This is a genomic window from Streptomyces cyaneofuscatus (assembly GCF_042718795.1).
GTDB classification, from domain to species: domain Bacteria; phylum Actinomycetota; class Actinomycetes; order Streptomycetales; family Streptomycetaceae; genus Streptomyces; species Streptomyces cyaneofuscatus_A.
The window spans coordinates 125,348-148,285 of the sequence record NZ_JBHXOX010000013.1; the positions used below are offsets into that span (position 1 = coordinate 125,348).

The 22,938-nt window shown below is 72.7% G+C and carries 26 protein-coding genes and 1 pseudogene; 14 read left to right on the forward strand and 13 right to left on the reverse strand.

All coding sequences use genetic code 11. From position 1 onward, the window contains the following. Positions 1 to 24: 24 nt before the first annotated feature. The 4 genes and pseudogenes from ACFWRT_RS17040 to ACFWRT_RS17055 form a co-directional block, all read left to right on the forward strand. A complete protein-coding gene (locus ACFWRT_RS17040) occupies positions 25 to 549 on the forward strand; it encodes an NUDIX domain-containing protein (RefSeq protein ID WP_380951230.1) in 525 nt (174 codons plus the stop codon). Between the two features lie 437 nt (positions 550 to 986). Beyond that, positions 987 to 1,457 carry a DIP1984 family protein gene (locus ACFWRT_RS17045; protein WP_380951290.1) on the forward strand — a complete coding sequence of 157 codons (471 nt, stop codon included), beginning with the start codon at positions 987 to 989 and terminating at the stop codon, positions 1,455 to 1,457. 185 nt (positions 1,458 to 1,642) lie between these two features. Beyond that, positions 1,643 to 1,900 carry a hypothetical protein gene (locus ACFWRT_RS17050; protein WP_380951229.1) on the forward strand — a complete coding sequence of 86 codons (258 nt, stop codon included), beginning with the start codon at positions 1,643 to 1,645 and terminating at the stop codon, positions 1,898 to 1,900. A gap of 42 nt (positions 1,901 to 1,942) precedes the next feature. Further along, a pseudogene (locus ACFWRT_RS17055) lies at positions 1,943 to 2,662 on the forward strand (alpha/beta fold hydrolase); the annotation flags it as partial. 123 nt (positions 2,663 to 2,785) lie between these two features. Here the strand turns inward: ACFWRT_RS17055 and ACFWRT_RS17060 are convergent. Beyond that, positions 2,786 to 3,307, reverse strand: a complete 522-nt coding sequence (locus tag ACFWRT_RS17060) for an HAD domain-containing protein (protein WP_380951228.1) — start codon at positions 3,305 to 3,307, stop codon at positions 2,786 to 2,788. 152 nt (positions 3,308 to 3,459) lie between these two features. Next, the gene (locus tag ACFWRT_RS17065) at positions 3,460 to 3,810 is read right to left on the reverse strand and encodes a winged helix-turn-helix transcriptional regulator (RefSeq protein WP_380951227.1); all 351 of its coding nucleotides are present in this window, start codon (positions 3,808 to 3,810) and stop codon (positions 3,460 to 3,462) included. A gap of 49 nt (positions 3,811 to 3,859) precedes the next feature. Between ACFWRT_RS17065 and ACFWRT_RS17070 the strand changes: the two genes are divergently transcribed. Then, on the forward strand, positions 3,860 to 4,783 hold the full coding sequence (locus ACFWRT_RS17070; protein ID WP_380951226.1) for an NAD(P)-dependent oxidoreductase: 924 nt from the start codon (positions 3,860 to 3,862) through the stop codon (positions 4,781 to 4,783). 124 nt (positions 4,784 to 4,907) lie between these two features. Beyond that, positions 4,908 to 5,831, forward strand: a complete 924-nt coding sequence (locus tag ACFWRT_RS17075; RefSeq protein WP_380951225.1) for an LLM class F420-dependent oxidoreductase — start codon at positions 4,908 to 4,910, stop codon at positions 5,829 to 5,831. Between the two features lie 4 nt (positions 5,832 to 5,835). Here ACFWRT_RS17075 and ACFWRT_RS17080 read toward each other — a convergent pair whose 3' ends face one another. Next, on the reverse strand, positions 5,836 to 6,903 hold the full coding sequence (locus ACFWRT_RS17080; RefSeq protein WP_380951224.1) for a helix-turn-helix transcriptional regulator: 1,068 nt from the start codon (positions 6,901 to 6,903) through the stop codon (positions 5,836 to 5,838). Positions 6,904 to 7,046: 143 nt separating this feature from the next. On the opposite strand from ACFWRT_RS17080, the gene ACFWRT_RS17085 reads away from it, so the two are divergent. Together ACFWRT_RS17085 and ACFWRT_RS17090 are read left to right on the forward strand one after the other, a co-directional pair. Then, positions 7,047 to 7,637: a DinB family protein gene (locus ACFWRT_RS17085; RefSeq protein ID WP_380951289.1), complete on the forward strand. Its 591-nt coding sequence runs from the start codon at positions 7,047 to 7,049 to the stop codon at positions 7,635 to 7,637. A gap of 116 nt (positions 7,638 to 7,753) precedes the next feature. Beyond that, positions 7,754 to 8,818 carry a winged helix DNA-binding domain-containing protein gene (locus ACFWRT_RS17090; RefSeq protein ID WP_380951288.1) on the forward strand — a complete coding sequence of 355 codons (1,065 nt, stop codon included), beginning with the start codon at positions 7,754 to 7,756 and terminating at the stop codon, positions 8,816 to 8,818. 83 nt (positions 8,819 to 8,901) lie between these two features. Here ACFWRT_RS17090 and ACFWRT_RS17095 read toward each other — a convergent pair whose 3' ends face one another. Continuing rightward, entirely contained in the window at positions 8,902 to 9,834 is a 933-nt protein-coding gene (locus ACFWRT_RS17095) for a MarR family winged helix-turn-helix transcriptional regulator (protein ID WP_380951287.1), read from the reverse strand. Positions 9,835 to 9,960: 126 nt separating this feature from the next. Next, positions 9,961 to 10,476, reverse strand: a complete 516-nt coding sequence (locus tag ACFWRT_RS17100; RefSeq protein WP_380951223.1) for a MarR family transcriptional regulator — start codon at positions 10,474 to 10,476, stop codon at positions 9,961 to 9,963. A gap of 71 nt (positions 10,477 to 10,547) precedes the next feature. On the opposite strand from ACFWRT_RS17100, the gene ACFWRT_RS17105 reads away from it, so the two are divergent. The 3 genes from ACFWRT_RS17105 to ACFWRT_RS17115 all read left to right on the forward strand — a co-directional run bounded on the left by ACFWRT_RS17105 (position 10,548) and on the right by ACFWRT_RS17115 (position 13,386). After that, positions 10,548 to 11,240, forward strand: coding sequence for an HAD-IA family hydrolase (locus ACFWRT_RS17105; protein ID WP_380951222.1), 693 nt, complete (start codon positions 10,548 to 10,550; stop codon positions 11,238 to 11,240). A gap of 33 nt (positions 11,241 to 11,273) precedes the next feature. Continuing rightward, positions 11,274 to 11,762: a MarR family winged helix-turn-helix transcriptional regulator gene (locus ACFWRT_RS17110; RefSeq protein WP_380951221.1), complete on the forward strand. Its 489-nt coding sequence runs from the start codon at positions 11,274 to 11,276 to the stop codon at positions 11,760 to 11,762. A gap of 109 nt (positions 11,763 to 11,871) precedes the next feature. Next, positions 11,872 to 13,386: an MFS transporter gene (locus ACFWRT_RS17115; RefSeq protein WP_380951220.1), complete on the forward strand. Its 1,515-nt coding sequence runs from the start codon at positions 11,872 to 11,874 to the stop codon at positions 13,384 to 13,386. 85 nt (positions 13,387 to 13,471) lie between these two features. Here ACFWRT_RS17115 and ACFWRT_RS17120 read toward each other — a convergent pair whose 3' ends face one another. Together ACFWRT_RS17120 and ACFWRT_RS17125 are read right to left on the reverse strand one after the other, a co-directional pair. Beyond that, positions 13,472 to 14,275: a TetR/AcrR family transcriptional regulator gene (locus ACFWRT_RS17120; RefSeq protein WP_380951286.1), complete on the reverse strand. Its 804-nt coding sequence runs from the start codon at positions 14,273 to 14,275 to the stop codon at positions 13,472 to 13,474. A gap of 60 nt (positions 14,276 to 14,335) precedes the next feature. Then, positions 14,336 to 15,109, reverse strand: a complete 774-nt coding sequence (locus ACFWRT_RS17125) for a TetR/AcrR family transcriptional regulator (protein ID WP_380951219.1) — start codon at positions 15,107 to 15,109, stop codon at positions 14,336 to 14,338. Between the two features lie 118 nt (positions 15,110 to 15,227). Between ACFWRT_RS17125 and ACFWRT_RS17130 the strand changes: the two genes are divergently transcribed. Both ACFWRT_RS17130 and ACFWRT_RS17135 read left to right on the forward strand, forming a co-directional pair. Further along, positions 15,228 to 16,253: an ATP-binding cassette domain-containing protein gene (locus ACFWRT_RS17130; protein WP_380951218.1), complete on the forward strand. Its 1,026-nt coding sequence runs from the start codon at positions 15,228 to 15,230 to the stop codon at positions 16,251 to 16,253. After that, a complete protein-coding gene (locus tag ACFWRT_RS17135; RefSeq protein ID WP_380951217.1) occupies positions 16,246 to 17,049 on the forward strand; it encodes an ABC transporter permease in 804 nt (267 codons plus the stop codon). Before ACFWRT_RS17130 ends, ACFWRT_RS17135 begins: the two co-directional genes overlap by 8 nt. 43 nt (positions 17,050 to 17,092) lie before the next feature. Here the strand turns inward: ACFWRT_RS17135 and ACFWRT_RS17140 are convergent, their stop codons facing one another. From ACFWRT_RS17140 to ACFWRT_RS17150, 3 genes are all read right to left on the reverse strand, one after another. Next, entirely contained in the window at positions 17,093 to 18,343 is a 1,251-nt protein-coding gene (locus ACFWRT_RS17140) for a GNAT family N-acetyltransferase (protein ID WP_380951216.1), read from the reverse strand. 80 nt (positions 18,344 to 18,423) lie between these two features. Further along, complete coding sequence (locus tag ACFWRT_RS17145) at positions 18,424 to 19,398, reverse strand: asparaginase (protein WP_380951215.1); 975 nt, start codon at positions 19,396 to 19,398, stop codon at positions 18,424 to 18,426. A gap of 156 nt (positions 19,399 to 19,554) precedes the next feature. After that, on the reverse strand, positions 19,555 to 20,067 hold the full coding sequence (locus ACFWRT_RS17150; protein WP_380951285.1) for an RsiG family protein: 513 nt from the start codon (positions 20,065 to 20,067) through the stop codon (positions 19,555 to 19,557). Between the two features lie 223 nt (positions 20,068 to 20,290). Here ACFWRT_RS17150 and dtd point away from each other — a divergent pair, with 223 nt between their 5' ends. Beyond that, positions 20,291 to 20,740: a D-aminoacyl-tRNA deacylase gene (gene dtd, locus ACFWRT_RS17155; protein ID WP_380951214.1), complete on the forward strand. Its 450-nt coding sequence runs from the start codon at positions 20,291 to 20,293 to the stop codon at positions 20,738 to 20,740. A gap of 4 nt (positions 20,741 to 20,744) precedes the next feature. On the opposite strand, the gene ygfZ is transcribed toward dtd, so the two are convergent. From ygfZ to ACFWRT_RS17170, 3 genes are read right to left on the reverse strand one after another with little or no spacing between them, the layout of a single operon-like run. Next, positions 20,745 to 21,710 carry a CAF17-like 4Fe-4S cluster assembly/insertion protein YgfZ gene (gene ygfZ, locus ACFWRT_RS17160; RefSeq protein WP_380951213.1) on the reverse strand — a complete coding sequence of 322 codons (966 nt, stop codon included), beginning with the start codon at positions 21,708 to 21,710 and terminating at the stop codon, positions 20,745 to 20,747. A gap of 10 nt (positions 21,711 to 21,720) precedes the next feature. Next, positions 21,721 to 22,173, reverse strand: coding sequence for a Fur family transcriptional regulator (locus tag ACFWRT_RS17165; protein WP_380951212.1), 453 nt, complete (start codon positions 22,171 to 22,173; stop codon positions 21,721 to 21,723). A 58-nt stretch (positions 22,174 to 22,231) separates the two neighbouring features. Beyond that, entirely contained in the window at positions 22,232 to 22,804 is a 573-nt protein-coding gene (locus ACFWRT_RS17170) for a heme-binding beta-barrel domain-containing protein (protein WP_380951211.1), read from the reverse strand. Positions 22,805 to 22,938: the final 134 nt, after the last annotated feature.

The window sequence follows — 22,938 nt, forward strand, 5'->3', positions numbered from 1 at the left end:
GCGTTGTCGGTGGGCTCAGCCAGGATGTGCGTCGTGGATGAATGGGTGGAGCGTGTCGACGGTCAAGATCGCGTGCTGGGGGTGGTCACCCGTCGGGAGGCCGTTCGGGTGGGTTGGCTGCACCGGGTCGCCGTGACGGTGTGCCGTGATGAGCGTGGGCGGATCCTCGTCCATCGGCGTTCGGGGCAGGTGTCGCGCTTCCCTGGGCTCTATGAGGTCGAGGTCGGTGGCGCCGCAAACGTCGGCGAGTCCTATGAACAGGCCGCCGCGCGGGAGCTGGCCGAGGAGCTGGGCATGCGTGCGCTGCCGCGCCTGCTGTTCACGTTCATCAACCGCATCGGCTTGAGCCCTCACTGGCTCGGCGTGCACGAAGCCGTGGTGCCGGACGCCGTGGTGCAGGACACTGTGGTCCCCGATCCGGATGAGGTCGCCTGGCATGGCTGGCTGACCGAGCCGGAGCTCGGCTCGGCTTTGCTGGAGTGGCGCTTCACCCCCGACAGCCACGCGGTCTTCAGCCGGTATCTCGCATTCCGGAGCGCGCGCTCCTGACCTTGTTCGCCTCGCGGTCCGGGATGCCTGCTTGAGGCCGACGCGCCTTGTGAGGGCGGCTGTTCGGGATAGGGAGTACGGCGGGAGAAGCGCTTCGTATGCGTCTTCTGCGGCGAGTACCTGCTGCGGGAATGGAACGTCGGGGAGCACGGGTGACTGGTCAGACCGCGAAGATCGCAGCGCTCTGCGAGTGCGGCAGCATGGCAGCGCTGAAGGTGAACCAGTTCATCCTTCATGATGAGTTGTGGTGGGAAGCGGAGTTCCCGTCGACATCGATCGGCAGCTGTCCCTGGGGACTGAACCGGAGTGCTCCGGCGCCGGCTGCTCGGGTTCGGTGAACCACAGTCAGAGCCTCCTGCGGATCAGAAATCCAGGTGCGTGTGAGCTGGTTCGCACTCCTATACTCGTGCGAGCTCACGGAGGGGGAGGTGGAGACAGTGAAGCTTGCTGAGGCACTGGCAGAACGTGCGGAGGCGACGCGCCGCGTAGAACAGTTGCGAGCGCGCGTCGTCAGCAGCGCGCGGTACCAGGAGGGGGAGACACCTGCCGAGGATGCCGCCCAGTTGCTGGCTGAGGCCGGTGAGGTGCTGAGCGCTCTGGAATCGTTGATCCGGCGGATCAACCGGACCAATGCCACCGTGGAGATGGGTCCCGACGGCACGCTCACCGATGCCCTTGCGCGCCGGGATGTCCTGCGGTTGCGTCACTCGGTGCTCACCGCGGCGGCGGACGCGGCGGCGGGCAGCAGCGAGCGGGGATACGGTCGGCAACTCCGGTCCGAGCTGATGATGCTTTCCGCGCTTCCGGTCGCGGAACTACGCGGTCAGGCGGATGTGCTCGCGCGGGAGATCCGCGAGGTCGATGTGCGGATCCAGCGTACGAACTGGGAGGTGGATCTGCTGGACTGAGCAGTCCGGCAGGCGGAGACGATGTGGAGCAGGTAGCAGCTTCGGAGGCGTGCACGAACCGAGGGCCGGCGGTTTTCCAGCCCACTCCTGGCGCGTGAAGAGCAACGCGGGGTTCGACTCCCCATCAACAGTGCAGCTCAGCACGGCGTACAGGTAAAGGTGCACATCGCACAGCACATCACCACGTGCAGATCCGAAGCGGTGAGGGCGGGTTCGGGGCTTTCCACATCGCAGCACACGAGGCGCTCATCCGCGCCTGCGCGGAAGGGGAGGGCCCGCCGGACGGGCCGCAGAAGGCCCCGGCGATCCTCTCCCGTCATGCCCCGCTCGCCGCGGTGATGACGGACTTCTACGTCAAGGTCCAGGACGAGGACAGGGAGACTCTGTACCCGTCGGAGGCGCTCCGCCGGGCCCTCCAGGCGGACAGGTCACGTCGTAGCTGAGCAGATGCCTTGTTCTGAAGATCGTTCTGTTGGACGCTGAGGCACGGCTTCGAGGCGGCCTTCCCCGCTGCCTACCAGGCGCCCCAGGACCTGGCCGCGCTCGCCGCGGAGCCCGGGAGCATCAAGGGAGTCACGCTCGCCGACAACGCCGCCCGGGTGGTCGAGGTCCTCGAACGGGCCAAGCGGAACGGGCCCACCGTCCTCGTCGCGCACAGCAGGGGCGGCGCCACGGCCACCGCCGTCGCCAACGCCCGGCCCGAGCTGATCGACCGGATCGTCCACGTCTCCGCATGGTGTCCCGTCGACCTGACCGTGGGCGACTACTACGCCGAGCCGGAGATGGCGGACGTCGACCCGGCGGCCTTCGTCGCCACGCTCGTCGGGAACCCGGCCGAACTCGGGCTGCTCCGGACCAACTTCCGTACCGTCGACCCGACAGCGCTCGACGCGTTCAAGCAGGCGTTCGCCGCCGACCTCACCGATGACGAGTTCCGGACCTTCCTCAACACCTTCCAGCCCGAGGAGAACCTCGACGTCGGTACGACCGCCGACCGGACCCAGGCCACTACCTGGGGCCGGATACCCAGGACCTACGTACGTCTGGCCGCCGATGCCAGCGTGCCGCTCGCGATACAGGACCGCATGATCCGCGAGGCGGGCGCGCTCACACCCGGCAATCCCTTCGACGTCCGGACCCTGGAGGGAAGCCACCTGCGCTGGCTCGTCCACCCGAAGCCCGCAGCCGAGGTGCTCGCGGGCCTCCCTGGCCTCCCTGGCCTCCCTGGCCTCCCTGGCCTCGCGGACCTCGCGGACCTCGCGGACCTCGCGGGGAGCTGACCGCCGATTGACCGGCGAGGGGGGAGCGCCCAGGGGGAGCCTTGACCGTCAGCTCCCGGTCAGCCACTCCGTGAGAGCGGCGAAGTCCGCGTCCGTGAGGCCGTGGCGGGGATCGACCCGGTGGAGAAGCGCCCGCCCCCTGTGGTGCCTCTCCACCCAGGCCCGGTCGGTAGCGGTGATCTCGTCGTCCACCCAGGCGAAGGCGCGGCCGCCCGCCCGGTCGACGAGGGCGCGGGTCTTCCAGTGGAGGCCGTCCCGCTCGGCCTCGGCGGGCTCCTCCGGCCAGGACACCACCGGTAGGGGCGGCAGCCCCAGCCAGGGGGCGACGCACGCGTTGGCGTCGGCCATCCAGGTCGTCGCCCACACCAACTCGTAGCCCAGGGACGCCAGTCGCGGGCCGTGTGCCGGATCGATCCTGGTCAGCAGGGGGTTCGCCGCTGCGGCCTGAGGCGCCGAGGGCGAGCGGTACCTCGGATATCCCTGCGGGTACTGCTGCGGTGTTCCTCCGAACGGGATGAGGGGGCCGTCGACGTCGAGGAAGAGAAGCGAACGCTGCCTGTTGCTGGTCACGGCCGCACGATAGTGGCCGAGGAGCGGACGCCCTTCCCGTAGCCACCTTTTTGTGGGTACTGGGCAACGGGCGACGGCCGACCGATGCTGGTGGGGAGCGGTCGGGACGGCCGCCCGAGCCCGCGGCGGGGAGAGGGAGGGGGCGTGGTGCGTCAGGAGGCCGAGCGGAGTTCGGTGAGTCGCGCCAGGCGGCGGTGGCCCCAGTCGGAGAGGGTGTCGAGGAGTTCGGCGAGTTCCTGGCCGTCCTCGGTCAGCGAGTACGTCGTCTTCAACGGCCGGACGTCATGCACCTCCCGGCGCACCAGCCCGTCGGTCTCCATCTCGCGGAGCGCCTGAGTCAGCACCTTCTCGCTGAGGCCGGGCAGTCCGCGGCGTAGTTCGCCCGGGCGGCGCGGGCCTGATTCCAGGAGCCACATCAGGCCCGGCTTCCACTTTCCGTCGACCACAGCGATCGCTGCGGTCACCCCGCAGACGTTCGGGTCCTGGGCACGGCTGCGCGTCATCATCGCTCCGTTCGTCAAGAGAACATCCATTATTTCAGGGAGTTGAGCCATGTCTCCGCAGAGTGAGCCACGTGAACAGTCCGCCGTCACCGGCACCGGCACCGGCTCCGTCACCGTGATCGGGCTGGGGCCGATGGGGCGGGCCCTCGCGGGTGCGTTCCTCGACGCCGGGCTGCGGACCACCGTCTGGAACCGGACGCCGGGGCGGGACCGGGAGCTGGTCGAGCGAGGGGCGGTCAGCGCCCCTTCGGCCGAGGCCGCCGTTGCCGCGAGCACGTTGACCGTGGTCTGCGTCGTGAACTACGACGCGGTGGACGCGATCCTGCGACGCGACGCGGTCGCAGGTGCGCTCAAGGGCCGCACCGTGGTCAACCTGACGGCCGACACCCCGTCCCGGGCCCGGGACGCGGCGGCGTGGGCGGCCGAGCACGGCGTACGGTACCTGGACGGGGCGATCATGACGCCCACCGTGACCATCGGGACCCCGGACGCCGTCCTCATCTACAGCGGGCCCGAAGATCTCTACCGCGAACACCGCCCCGTCCTCAACGCGTTGGGCGGCACTCACACCCACCTCGGCGAGAAGATCTGTCGGGCGGCGGCCTACGACATCGCCCTGCTCGACATCTTCTGGACCGCGATGGCCGGCTTCAACCACGCCCTGGCCGTGGCGCGGGCGGAAGGCATCACCGCCCGGGAGCTGGCGCCCTTCGCCGCCGGGATCGGCGCCATCCTCCCGGCCGTCTTCACGGAGGTCGCGGAGGAGGTCGACCGGGGCACGTTCTCCGCCGAGGGCACCCCGCTCACCTCGACGGCCTCGACCATGGCCCACGTCGTCCACACCTCCGAGGCCCACGGCATCTACGCCGGCGTCATGCGCGCCGCCGAGGGCCTCGCCCGGCAGGCCATCGGCCTCGGTCACGGAGAGGAGGGGTTCCACCGGGTCGCCGAGCTGTTGGGGCGGCGGAGTTGATCAACTCCCGTTAGGTGAAGCGGGGTTGATGCCGGTACGAGGCCGTGGATCCGTTCATACGAATGACAAGCAGCCTTCACACGCGTACGGAATGCGGGCCTGTCCGCCGACCGTTGGCATCCGTATGGCCATAGGAGTAGCACTCAACGCGCGCGACGCCGACAACGAGATCGACTCCACCGTGGAGCTGGCCCGCGAGGCGGCTGCCGCCGGGCTGCGGTCCGCGTGGTTCGGGCAGCGCTTCGGCGTGGACTCGCCCGCGCTCGCGGGGATCGTCGGGCGGGAGGTGCCCGGCCTCCAGGTGGGGACGTCCGCCATCCCCATCTTCGGCCGCCACCCCCTGCTCGTGTCCAGCCAGGCCCAGACCGCGCAGGCCGCCACCCACGGCCGTTACCACCTCGGGCTCGCCCTCGGCGCCCGGCACCTGGTCGAGGGCGGCTTCGGGATCCCCTTCGAGCGGCCCATCGCCCGGCTGCGTGAATTCCTCACCGCGCTAAGGGAGTTGACCGAGACCGGGGCCGCCGACTTCCACGGCGAGCTGCTCACCGCCACCACCCCGATCCCCGCGCGCGTCCCGGGCGCCGAGGCCGGGGTGCCGCTGCTCGTCGCCGCGATGGGGCCCCAGGCGCTCCGGGTCAGCGGCGAGCTGGCGGACGGGATCCTGCCCTACCTGGCCGGGCCCCGCGCCCTGGCCGAACACATCGTCCCGGCCGTCAACGCGGCGGCAGAGGCGGCCGGGCGGCCCGCGCCCCGGATCGTCGCGCTGGTGAACGGCGTGGTGACCGACGACGTCGACGCCGTACGGGAACGGGTCGCCGAGCAGCTCGCGTTCTACGAGAAGATCCCGTCCTACATCCGCGCCATCGAACTCTCCGGCGGCCGGCGGGCCGTCGACGTGGCGGTGATCGGCGACGAGAAGGCGGTCGCCGCCGAGGTGCGGCGCTACCGGGACGCCGGGGCGACCGAGGTGGTCTTCGCGGGGACGGAGGTCGCCGGGGACGCCGACCGGCGCCGCACCTGGGCGCTGCTCGGGGAGCTGGCCGGCTGATCCCTCACAGGTCCGGTGCCCTGCGGGCGTCCGTCGCCGCTGCCGCGTACCGGGCCGCCAACTGGGCGAAGACCGAACGGAGTTCGGGAGGACCGATCACCTCGATGTCGGCGTCGAACCTGCCGATCGCGGCGACCAGGCCGGGCCACGACCACGAACCCAGCACCAGGCGGCAACAGTCCGGCCCGAGCTCCTCGACGATCCCCTCGCGGGTGTGGCGCAGGACCTCGGCGGCCGGCAGGGCGAGGATCACCTCCCCTCGGCAGGGCCATCCGCCGACGCCGTCCCCGGTGGCGGCGGCGCCCCGGAACCGGGCGGTGATGAAGTCCGCCACGCCCCCGCCGGGCAGCTCGCGCGGCGTGAAGCGCGGGCCGGTCGGGGTGCGCGGGGCGATCCGGTCGGCGCGGAAGGTCCGCCAGTCACCGCGTTCGAGATCCCAGGCGACGAGATACCAGCGCCGGCCCCAGGTGACGAGGTGGTGCGGCTCCACCCGGCGGGGCGGGGGCGGCAGCACACCAAGGCCGCCCTCCGCCTCCCCCTCCGCCTCCCCCTCCCCCTCCGGCTGTACGGGCCCGGGTGCGGACACCGCGCTGTAGTCGAAGCGCAGCACCTCGCGCGCGTGCACCGCCGCCCCGATCGCCATCAGCACCCCGCTGTCCACCTGGGGCCCCGGCCGGCTCCCCGGGCGGTCCACCGCGGTGACCCGGAGCGTGTCGACGCGGTGGCGCAGCCGGGCGGGCAGGACCTGGCGGACCGTGTTCAGCGCGCGGGCCGCCGCCTCCTCGATGCCCGCACCGGAGGCGGTCGCGATCTGGAGCGCCACCGCCAGGGCCACGGCCTGCTCGTCGTCGAAGAGGAGCGGCGGCAGCTCCGTACCCGCGTCGAGGCGGTAGCCGCCGTCCGGGCCCTTCATGGCCGCGACCGGGTAGCCGAGTTCCCGGAGCCGGTCGACATCGCGGCGTACGGTACGCGCGCTGACGTCCAGCCGTTCGGCCAGCAGCGCCCCGGGCCAGTCGCGGCGCGCCTGGAGCAGGGAGAGCAGCGACAGCAGCCGCGCTGAAGTTTTCGGCATGACATCCATGGTGCACCGAGTAGCGGACACAACCTGACCGCTTCTCTTGGGATGGTGGACCTGTTCCCGAGAGCACGGAAACGCATACGAAGCAGTAGTAAGCGGCATGAAGCGGTATGAAGCTCCACGTAGCGAAAGGCCCGATGACCATGACCTCCTCCCCGTCCCCCTCCCCCGCCCCCTCCCTCGAGGGCGAGCGCGCCGACCTCCTCGCCGAGCTGGCCGAAGCACGTGCCGCCCTGATCCGTACGGCACAAGGGCTCAGCGACGAGCAGATCGCCGAGCGGCCGACCGTCAGCGCGCTCTGCCTGGGCGGACTGATCAAGCACGTCGCCTCTACCGAGGAGGGCTGGCTGGACTTCGTGGTCGAGGGTCCCTCCGCGATGGCCTTCGACCTGCCCGAGGGCGTGACCTGGGAGGACTTCGCGGCCGGGACCGCCCACACCTACCCGCAGTGGGCCATCGACCGCCAGACCGACTTCCAGGTGCTGCCCGGTGAGACGCTGGCCGGCATCCTCGCCCGGTACGAGGAGGTCGCCGCCCGCACCGAGAAGGTCGTCGCCGGCCTGCCGGACCTGTCCGTCACGCACCCGCTGCCCGACGTGCCGTGGAACGAGCCCGGAGCCGTGCGCAGCATCCGCCGCGTGCTGATCCACGTCATCGCCGAGACGACCCAGCACGCCGGACACGCGGACATCCTGCGCGAGACGATCGACGGGCGGACCGCGACGTGACCCGTACGCCCAGCAGCCGTACGCAGAGCAGCCATACGTCCAGCAGCCGTACGCCCGCCGGCCATGGGCCCGTTCTCGACGTCCGTGCGCTCAACCGGGCCACCCTCGCCCGGCAGTTGCTGCTCGACCGGGCCGACGTGCCGCCGCTCGACGCCGTCGCGCACCTCTGCGGGCTGCAGGCGCAGGAGCCCCAAGAGCCGTTCACCGGGATCTGGTCACGGCTGCGCGGGTTCCAACCCGGTTCGCTGGACGACCTGTTGACCGGGCGGCACGTCGTACGCACCCATCTCATGCGCCGCACCGTGCACCTCGTCACCGCTGAGGACGTCCTCGCCTGGCGGGCCCGCCACAACGCCATGCTGCGACAGCGTGTGCTCGGCGTCTACCGCCGCGAGCTCGCCGGGGTCGACCTCGACGAACTCGCGGCGGCGGGGCGGGCGGTGCTGGCCGACGGCGAGCCCCGCTCCATGGCCCAGCTCGCCCGCGCGGTCGCCGACCGCTGGCCGGAGCCGGGGACGCGGCCGCTCGGCGAGATGCTCGTCGCCGGTGTCCTGCCGATGGTGCAACTGCCGCCGCGCGGGGTCTGGCGGACGAAGGCGGGCGTGCGCAACGCGCTGGTCTCCTCCTGGCTGGGGCGTGAGATCGACCCGCTGCCCGCGGACGACGGCTCGGACCCGGTGGGGCAGGAGCTGGTACGCCGCTATCTCGCCGCGTACGGGCCCGCCGCCACCGCCGACGTACGCGCCTGGTCCGGCCTCGCCGGGCTGCCGGGCGCGGTCGCCGCCCTGCGCGGGGAGCTGGTCACCTTCCGCGACGAGCGCGGCCGGGAGCTGCTGGACCTGCCCGACGCGCCGCGCCCGGACCCCGAAACCCCGGCGCCCGTACGGTTCCTGCCCGCCTTCGACAACGCCGTCCTCGGCTACGACGACCGCACCCGGATCATCGACGACGCCGACCGGGGCCTCTCGGTCGCCGGAGCCCGGGTCGTCCTGGTCGACGGCCGGGTCTCCGCGACCTGGGACGTGGAGGCGGGGACGAGCGGGGCGGGCACCGTCGTGGTCACGCCGCTGCGGGCGTTCTCCCGCACCGAGCGGGACGAAGTCGGCGAGGAGGGAGAGGAGTTGGCGGGATTTCTCTCCGACGGGGAGAGCCGGCGGGTACGGGTCGCCTCATCGGCGTGAGGGCCGGGCGGGGGGGGCGCCGGCGTGACCGGCGCCCCTGGCGTGCCCAGCGCGCCCCCGGCACGGGTGAAGCCGCCCGGTCCTCAGTCGCGCCGTGCGGTCGCGGTCGCCTCGGCGGCCCCCGGGTGCGCCGGTTCGAGGAGCCGGCCGAGCAGGGCGCGCAGTTCGTCCTCGCCGCCGGGGCCGAGCAGCTCCGCGGTCTCCGCCGCCAGCAGGCCCACCGCCTCCGCGACCCTCTCCAGCCGGGTGTGCCCGAGCTCGGTGAGCTCCAGGGCGTACCGGCGCCGGTCGTGCGGGTCGCGCCCCCGGTAAACCATCCCGCCCGCGACGAGCTCGTCCACCAGTTGGGAGGTCGCGGGGCCGGAGATGGCCAGCTCCTGGGCGAGGCGCTGCTGCGGGCAGGGGCCGGAGGTGGCGAGGAGGGAGAGCGGCCCGTAGTGGCGGATCCGCAGGCCGGTCCCGGCCAGCTTCTCGTCGCCCAGCCTGCGCAGCCGGTGGTGGGCCTGCGCCACCAGGTGCTCGGTGCCCTGCACGAGGTCTCGGGCGCCCGGGGGGAGCAGCCGCGCGAGCAGGGTGTTGAGCCGGGTGACCTGCTCGGGGGCGAGGGCGGCGGTGAGCCGCGCGTCCCGCTCGGCGACCGCGCGGCGGCCGGCCTCCACGGCGGAGCGGCCCTCGTCGGTCAGGGAGAGGATGTACTGGCGGCGGTTGTCCGGGTTGCGGGTGCGGCGCACCTGGCCGCGCCCCTCCAGGCGGTCGACGACGCCGACCATCAGGGTCCGGTTGATGCCGAGGCGTTCGGCCAGGTCGAGTTGGGAGGCCCAGTCGCCCCCCGTGAGGGCGTCGAGGACGAGGAACTCCCGGGAGCCGTCCTCCGCGCCTTCCGAGTCGGCGGCGAACCGGGCGAACACCCGGCGCAGCAGATAGCCGACGAAGCCGGTGAGCGCTTCCGGCAGCGCGCCGGGGACCTCAGCCGTCTCCTCAGCCGTCTCCTCGACCCGAGCCGTAGCCTCCGCCACGGCATCCGTCACGGCCTCGGTCCTCGCTTCGGGGCCCCGCGCCCCGCCGCCGGGTTCGACTCGCACGATCGCCCCCTCCCCTCCAGAACCGGAAGGCCGATTGTACGGAGGGGCAGGCCCGGTGGATCAGGCGGTCAGCGCCGCGAGCTCCGCGTTCGCACGCGCGGTGACCAGCGCGAGGACCCGGCCGGCGGCGACCAGGTCCTCCGCCGGAATCCCGCCCCAGATGCGTGCGGAGATGGGGGCGGTCTCCACGGCGACGGCCGCGAAGAGCTCGCGCCCCGCCTCCGTGGGGCGAAGGTGTGCACCGTCGGCGACGAGCAGCCCCTTGGCCCGGAGCTCATCGAGCACGGCGCGGATGCCGGCCGGATCCGCCTTGAGGGACCCCTGGATCTGGGCGATGAGATCGTCCGGCGTCTGCGGGGCGTCGGCGGTGATGGCGGCGCGCAGGGCGATCTGCTGCGGGAACGTGGCGCCGTGCCGGGCCAGGACCTTCTCCAGAACGCCGCGGGCGGCGTAATGGGCCAGGCCGAGGTCACGCGCCGTGGCAACAGCCGCGGGTGCGGATGCGGGTGCGGGTGCGGGTGGGGATGCGGGTGCGGAGGCTGAAGCGGTGGTGGTGGATGCGGTGGTGGTGGTCATGGTTGTCTCCCTCTCCCAGCACACGTCCGGCCGTCGGCAGGCGACCGGCTCAAGAGGAAGCTATCGTCAACTTGCTTAACCATCAAGAGGATAACCATCAACTCCCCAAGGAGTCACCGGCGCCGGGGGCCGTACTCTGCGACCTCGACAACGTGATCCGCTTCTACGACACCGCCCCCCTCGCCGCACGGGAGCGGGCGGCCGGACTGCCGGTGGGCCTGACCATGGAGGTCGCGTACGCCCCCGAGATCGACCTCCCCCTCCTCCTCGGCCGGATCACCCCCGACGCCTGGGTCGAGGCCATCACCGCCGGGCTCGCCGAGCGGGCCGGCGGGGACACGGAGCTGGCCCGCTCACTCGGCCGCGCGCTGGCCAGGGCGCCGTTCCGGGCCGACGCGGAGGTGGTCGCGCTGCTGCGGCGGGCGCGTACCCACGTACCGGTGGTGCTCGTCACCAACGCGACCCTTCAACTGGACGACGACCTGGCCCTGTTGGGGCTGACCGACCTGGCCGACGCCGTGGTGAGCAGCGCGGTGGAGCAGGTGGCCAAGCCGGACCCGGCCATCTACCGGATCGCCGCCGAGCGGGCCGGCGTACCGGCGGAGCGGTGCCTGTTCGTGGACGATCGGCAGGAGAACGTCGACGCGGCCGCCGCCCTCGGCATGAGGGGCGTGCTGTACCGCGAGCCGGCCGACCTGCGACGGGCGCTGGGGCCGTACGCGTACGAGGCTCCCGGGCGACGCCAGTCGTCCATTTACGGATGATCCATCACGGATCGAACCGTTACGCTGGCTGCCATGACCGCCATGGCGCCCGCCCGCACCGCACCTGACCTGTCCTTCCTCCTGGACCACACCAGCCACGTCCTGCGCACCCGGATGTCGGCAGCACTCGGCGAGATCGGCCTGACCGCCCGGATGCACTGCGTGCTGGTCCACGCCCTGGAGGAGGAGCGCACCCAGATCCAGCTCGCCGAGATCGGCGACATGGACAAGACCACGATGGTGGTGACGGTGGACGCCCTGGAGAGCGCCGGGCTCGCCGAGCGCCGCCCCTCCAGCCGGGACCGGCGGGCCCGGATCATCTCGGTCACCGAGAAGGGCGCGGCGCTCGCCGTACAGAGCCAGGAGATCGTCGACCGGGTCCACGAGGAGGCCCTGGCGTCGCTGCCCGCGCGCGACCGCGAGGTGCTGCTCCGGGCGCTGAACTCCCTGGCCGGGGGGCACCTGGCGACGCCCGCGGAGAGCGCCGGGCCGGTCCGCCGGGCGCGCCAGTCCAAGAAGTAGTAGCGAGGAGGAGCCGAACCACGGAGGAAGGAAGGACCCAAAGAGATAGTCTGCAACAAAACCATCTGCTACGGTCACTCCTGTCGCATCGACCGACAGGAGAAGGCCCATGCCCACCACCGCGCCGCGCACCCCCTCCACCCCCGCCATCCCCGCCACCCCCTCCGTCCCTGGAGCGCTCCACCCCCCTTCGCCTCAACTCACCCCCCGAGCACGGCTGTCGGCCCTCGGGGTGATCGCCACGAGCATGCTGATGATCGTGCTCGACGGCTCGATCGTGACCGTCGCGATGCCCGCGGTCCAGGACGACCTCGGCTTCACGCCCGCCGGGCTCAGTTGGGTGGTCAACGCCTACCTCATCGCCTTCGGCAGCCTGCTCCTGCTCGCCGGACGGCTCGGCGACCTGGTCGGCCGTAAGCCGGTGTTCCTGTCCGGGATCGGCCTGTTCACCGCGGCCTCACTGGTGGCCGGGGCGGCCGGCTCGCCCGCCGTGCTGATCGCCGCCCGGTTCGCGCAGGGTGTCGGCAGCGCGATGAGCGCAGCGGTGGCCCTCGGCATCCTGGTCACCCTGTTCACCGAGCCGGCCGAACGCGCCCGCGCCATCGCCGTGTTCTCCTTCACAGGCGCGGCCGGAGCCTCGATCGGCCAGGTCCTCGGCGGCGTCCTCACCGACGCCCTGAGCTGGCACTGGATCTTCTTCATCAACCTGCCGATCGGCCTCGCCGTCCTGCTGGTCGCCGTACGCGTGCTGCCCGCCGACCGGGGCCGGGGACTCGCCGCCGGAGCGGACGTGGCGGGCGCCCTGCTCGTCACCGCCGGTCTGATGCTCGGGATCTCCACGGTCGTCGGGGTGGAGACGTACGGCTGGTCCTCGGCGCGCACGCTGGGGCTCGGCGCGCTCGCGCTCGCCCTGCTGGCCGGGTTCGTCCTGCGCCAGGCCACCGCCCGGACCCCGCTGATGCCGCTGCGCGTCCTGCGCTCCCGCAACGTGTCCGGGGCCAACGTGGTCCAGATGCTGATGGTGGCCGCGCTGTTCTCGTTCCAGGTCATCGTCGCCCTGCACCTGCAGAAGGTCCTCGGTTACGGGGCCGCCGCGACCGGTCTCGCGATGCTTCCGGCCGCCGTCGTCATCGGAGCCGTATCGCTCGGCCTGTCGGCCCGGCTCGTCGCCCGCTTCGGTGAGCGGATCGTCCTGCTGACCGGGATCGGGCTGCTGGTCGCGGCCCTCGGCCTCCTCGCCCGGGTGCCGGTGCGGGCGGAGTACGTGACCGACCTGCTGCCGGTGATGCTGCTGGCCTCCGGGTTCGGGCTCGCGCTCCCGGCGCTCACCTCACTCGGCATGTCGGGCGCGGGCGAGGACGATGCCGGACTGGCCTCGGGGCTCTTCAACACCACCCAGCAGATCGGCATGGCGCTCGGCGTCGCCGTCCTGTCCACCCTGGCCGCCGGGCGGACCGAGGCGCTCACCGCCGCCGGTCGCCCCGCCGAGGCGCTGACCGGCGGCTACCGGCTGGCGTTCACCGTCGGCGCGGCGCTGCTCGTGGCCGCCTTCGCCGTCGCGTTCCTGGTGCTGCGCCGGAAGCCGGCCGACGCGCAGGGCCCGGGCGACCCGCAGGGCCCGTGAGCCGCACACGACCCGGCCGCCTCGCAGGGCCCGGGAGCCTCGCAGGGCCCTGCCGAGGCAGGCACCACCTGACCCGGCCCCTCCCTCAGCCCCGCCCCTCCGGCTCCAGCCCCCTCCGCAACTGGACGAACGCCTCCTCGGCCGCCTGCACCGCGCCCGCGTACACCGCGTCCGCGCTCTCCCCCGCGTCGATCCGGCGCCAGTTCTCCTCGGCCAGGATGCGCAGGACGGCGATGACCTGACCGGCCGCCAGCCGCGCGGCCACCCCGCCGCCGAGGGCGCGTGCGAGGGCGGCCTCGGAGCGGCCCTGGTACGCGTAGAGGCGGGCGACCAGCGACGGGGTCCCGTACAACAGGCGGTGGAACGCGAGCACTTGAGGGGCGTCGGAGAGGCCGGTCACCGGGTCGCGGCGGTCCAGGCCGGCCAGGAAGTGGCGGCGCAGCGCGTCCAGCGGGCTCTCGCCGGGTCCCCGGCCGCCGACCACCCGGGCCGCCTCGTCCTCGTGGTCGGCGAACCGGTGCAGCGCGAGGTCCTCCTTGGCGGGGAAGTACCGGAACAGCGTCGGCTTGGAGATGTCCGCCGCGGCCGCCACCTCCGCCACGGAGACCCTGTCGAAGCCGCGCTCCAGGAACATCGCGATCGCGGCGTCGGAGATCGCCCGGTACGTCAGTTGCTTCTTCCGCTCCCGCAGGCTGACCCGGGGCGGAGCCGCCGGTTCCCCCTGTCCCCGCGCGCCGACCCCGGACGGAGCCGCCGGTCCCTCCTTCCCCCGCGCACCGACCCCGGACGGATCCGCCGGTTCCCCCTGCCCCCGCGCCCCTTCTCCCGCCGCCCCGGCGACGCTTCCGCTTCCGTTCCCGCCGCCGGCCTTCTCTCCGCTCATGACCATGAAGCGTACGCCCTTGACCTCGGCCGGACTTGATGTCGCGGGCACGACAGCACGGCCCCGTCAGCCCTCTGCGGCCGTGCTCCGGATCAGCGCCTCGACCCCGTCCAGCAGGGTCGCCAGGCCGAAGGTGAACTCGTAGTCGGGGTCGTCCGGTTCACTCATCACGCCGGAGTCCAGCAGCCGGTGGATGCCGGGGTGGCGCACCGGGTCGACCAGCCGCCGCAACGTGCGCTCGTGGCCCGCGACCACTTCCTCGGGGGGGACGCCGCGCGCGGTGACGGCGGCGGCGAGGTCGCTCATCAGCAGCGCCTCGCTGCGCACGAAGTTGGAGATCAGCAGGATCACCGAGATCTTGTCGCCCTCGCCGAGCCCGCTGCCCTCCAGCGCTTGGAGCCCCTGCTCCCACCAGGCGAGCGAGTTCGGGGTGGCGGGCGGGCCGCCGATCGGGATGCGGAGCACCCAGAGGTTGGCGCGGAACTGGTCGCGCTGCCCGGCCGCCCACTCCGTGAGCGCCTCGCGCCAGCCCGCCCCGGCCGCCAGGGCGGCCGACGGGGCCGGCGGGCCGATCGCCGCCTCCTGCATCAGGACGTACAGCTCGTCCTTGGCGGAGACGTACCGGTAGAGCGACATCGTGGAGGCGCCGACCTCCTGCGCGACCCGGCCCATCGACACGGCGGCGATCCCCTCGGACGCCGCCACGGCCACCGCAGCCGCCACGATCCGCTCCAGGCTCAGGCCGGGCTTCGGGCCCTTGACCGGGCGCTCCCGCAGCCCCCAGGCGGCCTCGATGGAGGGCGGGAGGTCGCCGCCGCCCGCGCTGTTCTTCTCGGCCATCGCATCCCCTTGCCCGCGTTCCGTGCCCCCGTGCCCCGTGCGCCTTGACCCCATCCTAGAGATGCGTAATGCTTACGCAGTAACGCGTATGTCATACGCAGAAGGGGGTCAGGCCACCATGACCAGCCCGAGCACCGAGAAGAACGGGTACGCCATCGAGGCGTACGGCCTCACCAAGTCCTACGGGAACCACGGAAAACCCGGAGACCCCGGAAAACCCGGCAACCCCGGCAACCCCGGAAAACCCCGAAAGCACGTCACCTGCGTCCTGGACGGCCTCGACCTCCGCGTCGAGCGCGGCAGCGTCTTCGCCCTGCTCGGCCCCAACGGAGCGGGCAAGACCACCTCCGTACGCATCCTCGCCACGCTCACCACCGCCGACTCCGGCACCGCCCGCGTCGCCGGGTACGACGTCGTCGCCGACCGGAGCGCGGTGCGCCGGGCGATCAGCCTCACCGGCCAGTTCGCCGCCGTCGACGAGACCCAGACCGGCGAGGAGAACCTGCGGATGATGGCCCGGCTCACCGGGCTCTCCCGCCCCGCCGCCCGCCGCCGGGCCGAGGAGCTGCTGGAGCGCTTCCGGCTCACCGACGCCGCCCGGCGGCCCGCCCGTACGTACTCCGGGGGCATGCGCCGCCGCCTGGACCTGGCCGCCGGGCTCACCGGCTCACCGGAGCCGGGCGTCTTCTTCCTGGACGAGCCGACGACCGGCCTCGACCCGCGCAGCCGCCAGGAGCTGTGGGAGGTGGTCCGGGGGCTGGCCGAGCGCGGCGCGAGCGTCCTGCTCACCACGCAGTACCTGGAGGAGGCCGACCGCCTCGCCGACCGGATCGCCCTGCTGGACAAGGGGAGCATCGCCGCCGAGGGCAGCGCCGCCGACCTCAAGGGCCGGGTCGCCGGACACCGCCTCGACGCGGTACTCACCAGCCGCGACGCCTACCTCCGGCTGACCGGGCGGGCCGTGCACCACTCCCCCGACACGCTGACCCTGGGCATCCCCACGGACGGCAGCGCCGCCCACGTACGCGCGCTGCTCGACGAGATCGACCCGGCCGGCACCGAGATCGACCGCTTCACCCTGCACAGCGCGACCCTCGACGACGTCTTCCTGGCCCTCACCTCGGAGGTACCCGCCCATGTCTGAGACCGCCGTCCCGCTCGTCCCCCCGGGGCGGGCACCGGGCCCCCTCACCCACGCGAGCGTCATGGCCGGCCGCAGCCTGCGCGTCAGCCTCCGCAACTCCGACGCGCTGATCATGTCGCTGGCCCTGCCGATCATGCTGATGCTGATCTTCGTCTACTTCTTCGGCGGCGCGATCGAGACCGGGGCGGGCTACGACTCGTACGTCATGTACGTCGTCCCGGGCGTCCTGCTCCTGTGCGCCGGGTTCGGCGCCGCGACCACCGCCACCGCCGTCAGCGAGGACATGAAGGGCGGCATCATCGACCGCTTCCGTTCGCTGGACGTGGGCGGTACGCCGGTGCTCGCCGGCCATGTGGCGGCGAGCACCGTCCGCAACCTCTTCGCCACCGTCCTGGTCTTCGGCGTCGCCCTGCTGATCGGCTTCCGCCCCGCGGCCTCCTGGAGCGGCTGGCTCCTGGTCGCCACCGTGCTGATCGCCTACATCGTGGCGCTGTCCTGGATCTCGGCGGCGATCGGGCTGCTGGCCCGCTCCCCGGAGGCGGCGAGCGGGTTCACGTTCTTCATGTCGTTCCTGCCCTACCCGAGCAGCGCGTTCGCCCCGATCGAGAAGATGCCCGACTGGCTGCACGGCTTCGCCGAGAACCAGCCGATCACCCCGGCCATCGAGTCCCTGCGGGGGCTGCTGCTGGGCCAGGAGGTGGGCAACGCGCCCTGGATCGCGCTCGCCTGGGCCGGGGGGATGCTGGCGGTGGCGATCGCCGCGTCGGGGGTGCTGTTCCGGATCAGGACGCGCTGACCACCACCGGAGAAAGCTGACCACCACCGGAGAAAGCAGGGGATCAGAAGATGTCCGGGCACCAAGGGCGCCGCCCCGTACGGAAGACGGCGTCGGCCGTGGTCGCCGCCCCGGTCCGCAGCTCCTCGGCCCGCCCCAGGTCCACCAGCCGCCGCGCCGACTCGTCGCCCAGATACAGGGCCGCCAACTCCCCTGCCCCCAGGACCAGATCGGCGCTCCGGGTGGTCGGGGCGCAGCGCGCCCCGTCGGGCGAGGCGTCCAGCAGGAAGCGGCCCTCGGCCACACCCCCGCCGTCCCGGACGTCCAGGACGAGCGACGCCTCCCGCTCGTAACTCCGGGCCTCCAGCGCGCGCTCCACGTCCAGCACCCGCAGCCACAGCCAGTCCGCGTGCGTGATCGTCCTGGCGGCCCGGGGGTCCGGAAGCAGCAGGGGCAGCAGGTCGTCGGGGGCGCGGTAGCCGGAGCGGACGGTGGTGATCCAGTCGACCGAGCAGAGGAAGAGCCAGAGCGCCCGCTCCGCCGCCGGGGTGAGCGCGATCAGGTCCCGGACGGTCGCGGTGTTCAGGGGCTGCTTGGCGTCGCCCCACTTGTCGTCGGCGCCGTAGACCATCAGGCCGTCGACCTCGCCGGACGCGTCGCGGTGGATGACGTAGAACGGCTCGGTCCACTTCTCGTGGGCCGGGACGACGGCCGCGCCCGTGTGCAGCTTCCACCAGCGCTCGCTGCGGCTGACGACCCCGGGCCGGAGCGCCGCGAGCCGGGTGTGCAGCTCGGGGCCGTACTTGCGGATGTCGGCGCCGTCCACCATCTCGATCCGGCCGCCGTCCTCCGGCTGCCCGGACCGGCGCGGGTCGAGGCCCGCGCGGTGGACGGAGACCTCCCACTCGGTGGTCCAGGTGGCGGGGCCGAAGCCGAACCGCCCGTAGATCGGGTACTCGGCGGCGATCAGCGTGGCGACCACCTCGCCGCGCTCCCTGGCCGCCGCGAGGTCGGTCGCCATCATCCGGCTCAGCAGTCCGCGCCGGCGGTGCGTCGGCGCCACCGTCACCCCGCTGACCGCGTCGGCCGGGACGGTGGCGCCGCCCACCACGGTCAGCCGCTGGGCGAACGAGCGGAACGTCGCCACGCACCGCCCGGCGTCGAACGCGCCCTGGAGGCGGGAGAGATCGGTGTCGGCGAGCCGCTCCGCGACATCGTCCTCGGACGGTGAGCCGGCCGTGAGGAATCCGTTCTGCACCGCCCGCAGCCAGTCGGGGTAGTCGGACGCGGTGACGGTACGGACATCAAGGCTCATTCCCCCACGCTAAGCAGCCGCGCCGGAGAATGTCGCGCGAATTTCCCGCACGGAACGCCGTACGGGCGGTCCCCCGAAGCTCAGAACACCGCCCGTACGGCCCCGACCTCCGCCGCCCCGCCGAGCAGCGGCGCGCGCCCGATCCGGGCGACCACCGGGGCGTCCACGCCGAGCAGTTCCAGGGCGCGGGCCAGGACAGGGCCGAGCGCCCGGGTGGAACCGTCGTCGATCTTGAAGGCGAGGGCCCGTCCGTCGGCGAGCGCGACCGCCTGCACGGCCTCGGCGCCCATCTTGGAGAGCGTGCCGGGGACCTCGCTCATCAGCCAGGTGTCGGGGCGCCGGGTGCCCGCCACGTACTCCGGGTGGGCGCGCATGGCGTCCGCGACCCGGCGCTCGGCGCTGCCCGGCTCCGCCAGCACGAAGGACCGGAAGGCGCGGGCCAGACCGGTCAGCCCGATCGCCATCAGCGGGGCCCCGCAGCCGTCGGTGCCGAGCGAGGCGACCGGCTCGCCCGCAGCCTCGGCCACGACCTGGCCGACGAGGAGCTGGAGCGGGTGGGCGGGGTCGAGGTAGCTCGCGGTGTCCCAGCCGTTGCGGACGCAGACGGCGAGCATGGCGGCGTGCTTGCCGGAGCAGTTCATGGTGATCCGCTCGCGTACGTTCCCGGCGGCGAGGTAGGCCTCGGCGGCGACCGGGTCCAGCGGCAGGTCCGGCGGGGTCTGGAGGTCGTCGGCGGACAGCTCGTGCTCGGCGAGCATCGTCGCCACGAGCTCCAGGTGGAAGGGCTCCCCCGAGTGGCTGGCCGCCGCCAGCGCCAGCCGCTCCCCCGACAGTTCCAGGCCCGCCCGGAGGATCGCGGCGGCCTGCATCGGCTTGTTGGAGGACCGGGGGAAGACCGGGGCGGCCGGGTCGCCGAGCGCGTACTCCACGCTCCCGTCGGCGGCGAGCAGGACCAGCGAACCGCGGTGGTGGCCCTCGGTGAACCCGGACCGCACGACCTCGGCCAGGACGGGCGGGGCGGGGGCTATCGCGGCAGGGGCGTCGGTGGACGTCATGGTGGCCTTCCGGAGACGGTCGGTACGTTGCGTACGGACCCGGGACGGTCGGTACGGGCGGGTACACACGGGTTCAGACGGCTGTGCGGAGACCCGGCGCCCGGAAGGATCGGCCGGACGGGCGGGGTGCGGGACCCGCCGTCCGGAAGGGTCGCTTCAGGCGAGCAGGTCGTCCACTCGGGCTTCCCCGTCACGGTACCTGCGGGCGATCTCCGCGCTGCAATCATCCGTCGTGCGCTGGAGCTCGTGACGGCGCCGGGAGACCTGCTGCTCGTAGCGGACCAGGCGGCCCATCGCGTCGTGCAGCTCCTCGTCCGTCCGGGCGGCCAGGTCCGAGAGCTCGACCTCCGCCAGGTTCTCGGCGGCGAGCCGCCGGAACTCGTCCCCGCGCGGCGTCGTCACCGTGACGTGCCGGGCGGAGGTGCGGTGCCGGGACGGGGCGTCGGCCAGGATCTCCGAGAGCCGGTCCACCACCGGGGCCTCCGGCACGGGCGCCTGCGGGTCCCGCCTGCGGTCCAGCTCGGCGCGGAGGATGTCGATCCGGCCCTGGACGAGCCGGCGTACGTAACTGAGATCGGCCTCGTCCCGCTGCGCGTCCCGCCGTAGCGTCCGCAGCTCCGGCAGCCGCAGCCCGCCGAACCCGCCCTCGCCGCCGCCCTGCTCCGGCACGGACGCGAGCCCGGGCAGCAGGGGCCGTACGGATGGGTGCAGGGTGCTGGTCCTCGTACGGGCGCCCGGTACGGGCCCGGGAGATTGTCCGGCTCCATAGGTACTCATGCTGTTCCGTCCCCTCGACCGGTGCGTCGGCACACCGACATCGTGCATCGTGCCACCCTGCGAGGTGCCCCCGCCCACACTCTGTACCCGTTCAGCCCAAGATAGGTTGGTCTGTATGCGTGCAGTGGTACAGCGAGTGGACGGCGCCACCGTCTCGGTGGCCGGGACGGACGACGACCCGTCCGCGACTGACGTGGTCGGCGAGATCATCGGCGAAGGCCTGTGTGTACTGGTCGGAGTCACCCATGGCGACACCCCCGAGAAGGCGGCGCAACTGGCCCGCAAGCTCTGGTCCGTCCGCATCCTGGAGGGCGAGAAGTCCTGTTCGGAGGTGAATGCCCCCCTCCTGGTGATTTCGCAGTTCACTCTCTACGGGGACGCCCGCAAGGGCCGCCGCCCCACCTGGAACGCCGCGGCGCCCGGCGAGGTCGCCGAGCCGCTGGTGGACGAGGTGGTGGCGCGGTTGCGGGCGCTGGGCGCGGAGGTGGCGACGGGCCGGTTCGGAGCGGACATGCGGGTCTCGCTCACGAACCACGGCCCGTTCACGGTGATCATCGAGGTGTGAGACCTCAGGGCTCGACGACCGTCTCCTGGGCCGCCGCCGTGTCCCCGGCGATCAGCTCCGCGTCCACCGCCACGTTCCGCTTGACCAGCGCCAGGGCGATCGGGCCCAGCTCGTGGTGGCGGGCCGAGGTGGTGATGAAGCCGAGCTGCCGGCCCTCCTCGCCGTCGGCGGCCAGCCGCACGGGCGTGCCGTGGCCGGGCAGGTGCACCTCGCTGCCGTCCAGGTGCAGGAAGACCAGCCGGCGCGGCGGCTTCCCCAGGTTGTGGACGCGGGCGACGGTCTCCTGGCCCCGGTAGCACCCCTTCTGGAGGTGGACGGCGGTGCCGATCCAGCCCAGCTCGTGCGGGATGGTGCGGTGGTCGGTCTCGAAGCCGACGCGCGGCCGGTGCGCCTCGATGCGCAGCGCCTCGTACGCCAGGATCCCGACGGCCGGGCCGTTGGCGGCCGCGTACGTCTCCAGGTCGGCGCGGGGCAGGAAGAGGTCCCGGCCCTGCGCGGTCTCCCGTACGGCGACCCCGTCCGGGGCCTCCGCGATGGAACCGGCCGGCAGGTGCACGACGGCGGTGTCCGCGGTGCGGTCGGCGACCTCGACCCGGTAGAAGAACTTCATCGACTCCAGATAGGCGATGAGATCGCCTTCGGTGCCGGGTTCGACGTGCATCCACACCGTCGTCCCGTCGTCGACGAGATACATGGCGTGCTCGATGTGGCCGTTGGCGGAGAGGATCAGCGCCTCGGTGGCCTGGTGCGGGGCGAGGTCGCTGACGTGCTGGGTGAGCAGCAGGTGCAGCCAGCTCAGCCGGTCGTCGCCGGTGACGGTGACGACGCCGCGGTGGGAGAGGTCGACGAGGCCGTTGCCGTCGGCGAGGGCGCGTTGCTCGCGGAACAGGTCGCCGTAGTGCCCGGCGACTCCTTCGTCGCGGCCCTCGGCGGCGACCGCGCCGGGCAGGGACAGCAGGGGGCTCTTCATGGAGCCCAGCCTACGACTCGGGCTCGCCGGTGCCCGCGCCGTCCCTCGCGGCCGTGCACGCCTCGCACCGGCCGAAGATCGCGAAGTGCTTCATATCGGTCGCGAAGCCGAAGTCGGCGCGGAGCTTCTCGGTGAACTCGGTGACGACGGAGACGTCCGCCTCGATGACGCCCTCGCAGTCCCGGCAGACCAGGTGGATGTGGTGGTGCCGGTCGGCGAGGTGGTACGTCGGCGCGCCGTGCCCGAGGTGCGCGTGGCTGACCAGCCCGAGCTCCTCCAGGAGCTCCAGGGTCCGGTAGACGGTGGAGATGTTCACGCCGGAGGCGGTTTTGCGCACCTCGCAGAGGATGGAGTCCGGGGTCGCGTGCTCCAGGACGTCCACGGCCTCCAGCACGAGCTGGCGCTGGGGCGTCAGCCGGTAGCCGCGCTGCCGAAGATCGGTCTTCCAGTCGGTGCTCACCACAGGCCCAGTGTAGGCGGGGTGAGCACCGGCCGGCAGAGATCGCTCCGTGCGGGCTTCCCTACCTGAAGAACGCGATGCCGTCGTCGGGCATGTCCTCAAGATTGCGCGCCATCTCGGCCACCTCTTCCGGGGTGACGACCTTCTTCAGGTGCGCCGACATGTAGGGGCGCAGCTCGACCTCGGGGGTCGCCTTCTCGCCGACCCACATGAGGTCGCTCTTCACATACCCGTAGAGGCGCTTTCCGCCGGTGTACGGGCCGGAGGCCGCGGTGCGGGCCACGGCGTCGGTGACCAGGTCGATCTGCGGCTTCTGGTCCGCCAGCTCGCCGTACCAGATCTCGACGACGCCCTGGTCGCGGACCATGACGACCTCGACCTTGCGGTCCTTGTCGATGCGCCAGTAGCCGGACTCCGACTCCAGCGGGCGGACCTGGTTGCCGTCCGCGTCCAGGACCCAGGTGTGGGAGACGTACTCCAGGAAGTCACGGCCGTCGTGGCTGAACGTGACCTCCTGGCCGAAGTTGCACTTCTCGGCGCCGGGGAAGTCGGAAACGCCCGCGCCCGCCCACTTGCCGATGAGGAAGGCCAGCGGGACGAGGTCCGGGTTGAGGTCGGACGGAATCTCGATCATGAGCGGCTCAGACGATCTGTGAGGGAGCGGCGGAACGTTCGGGGTACGGCGGGGGTCAGCGCTGGCCCTGGTACAGCTTCTTCACGGCGACGACCGTGAAGGCGAGCACGCCGACGCAGACCAGGATGAGCAGG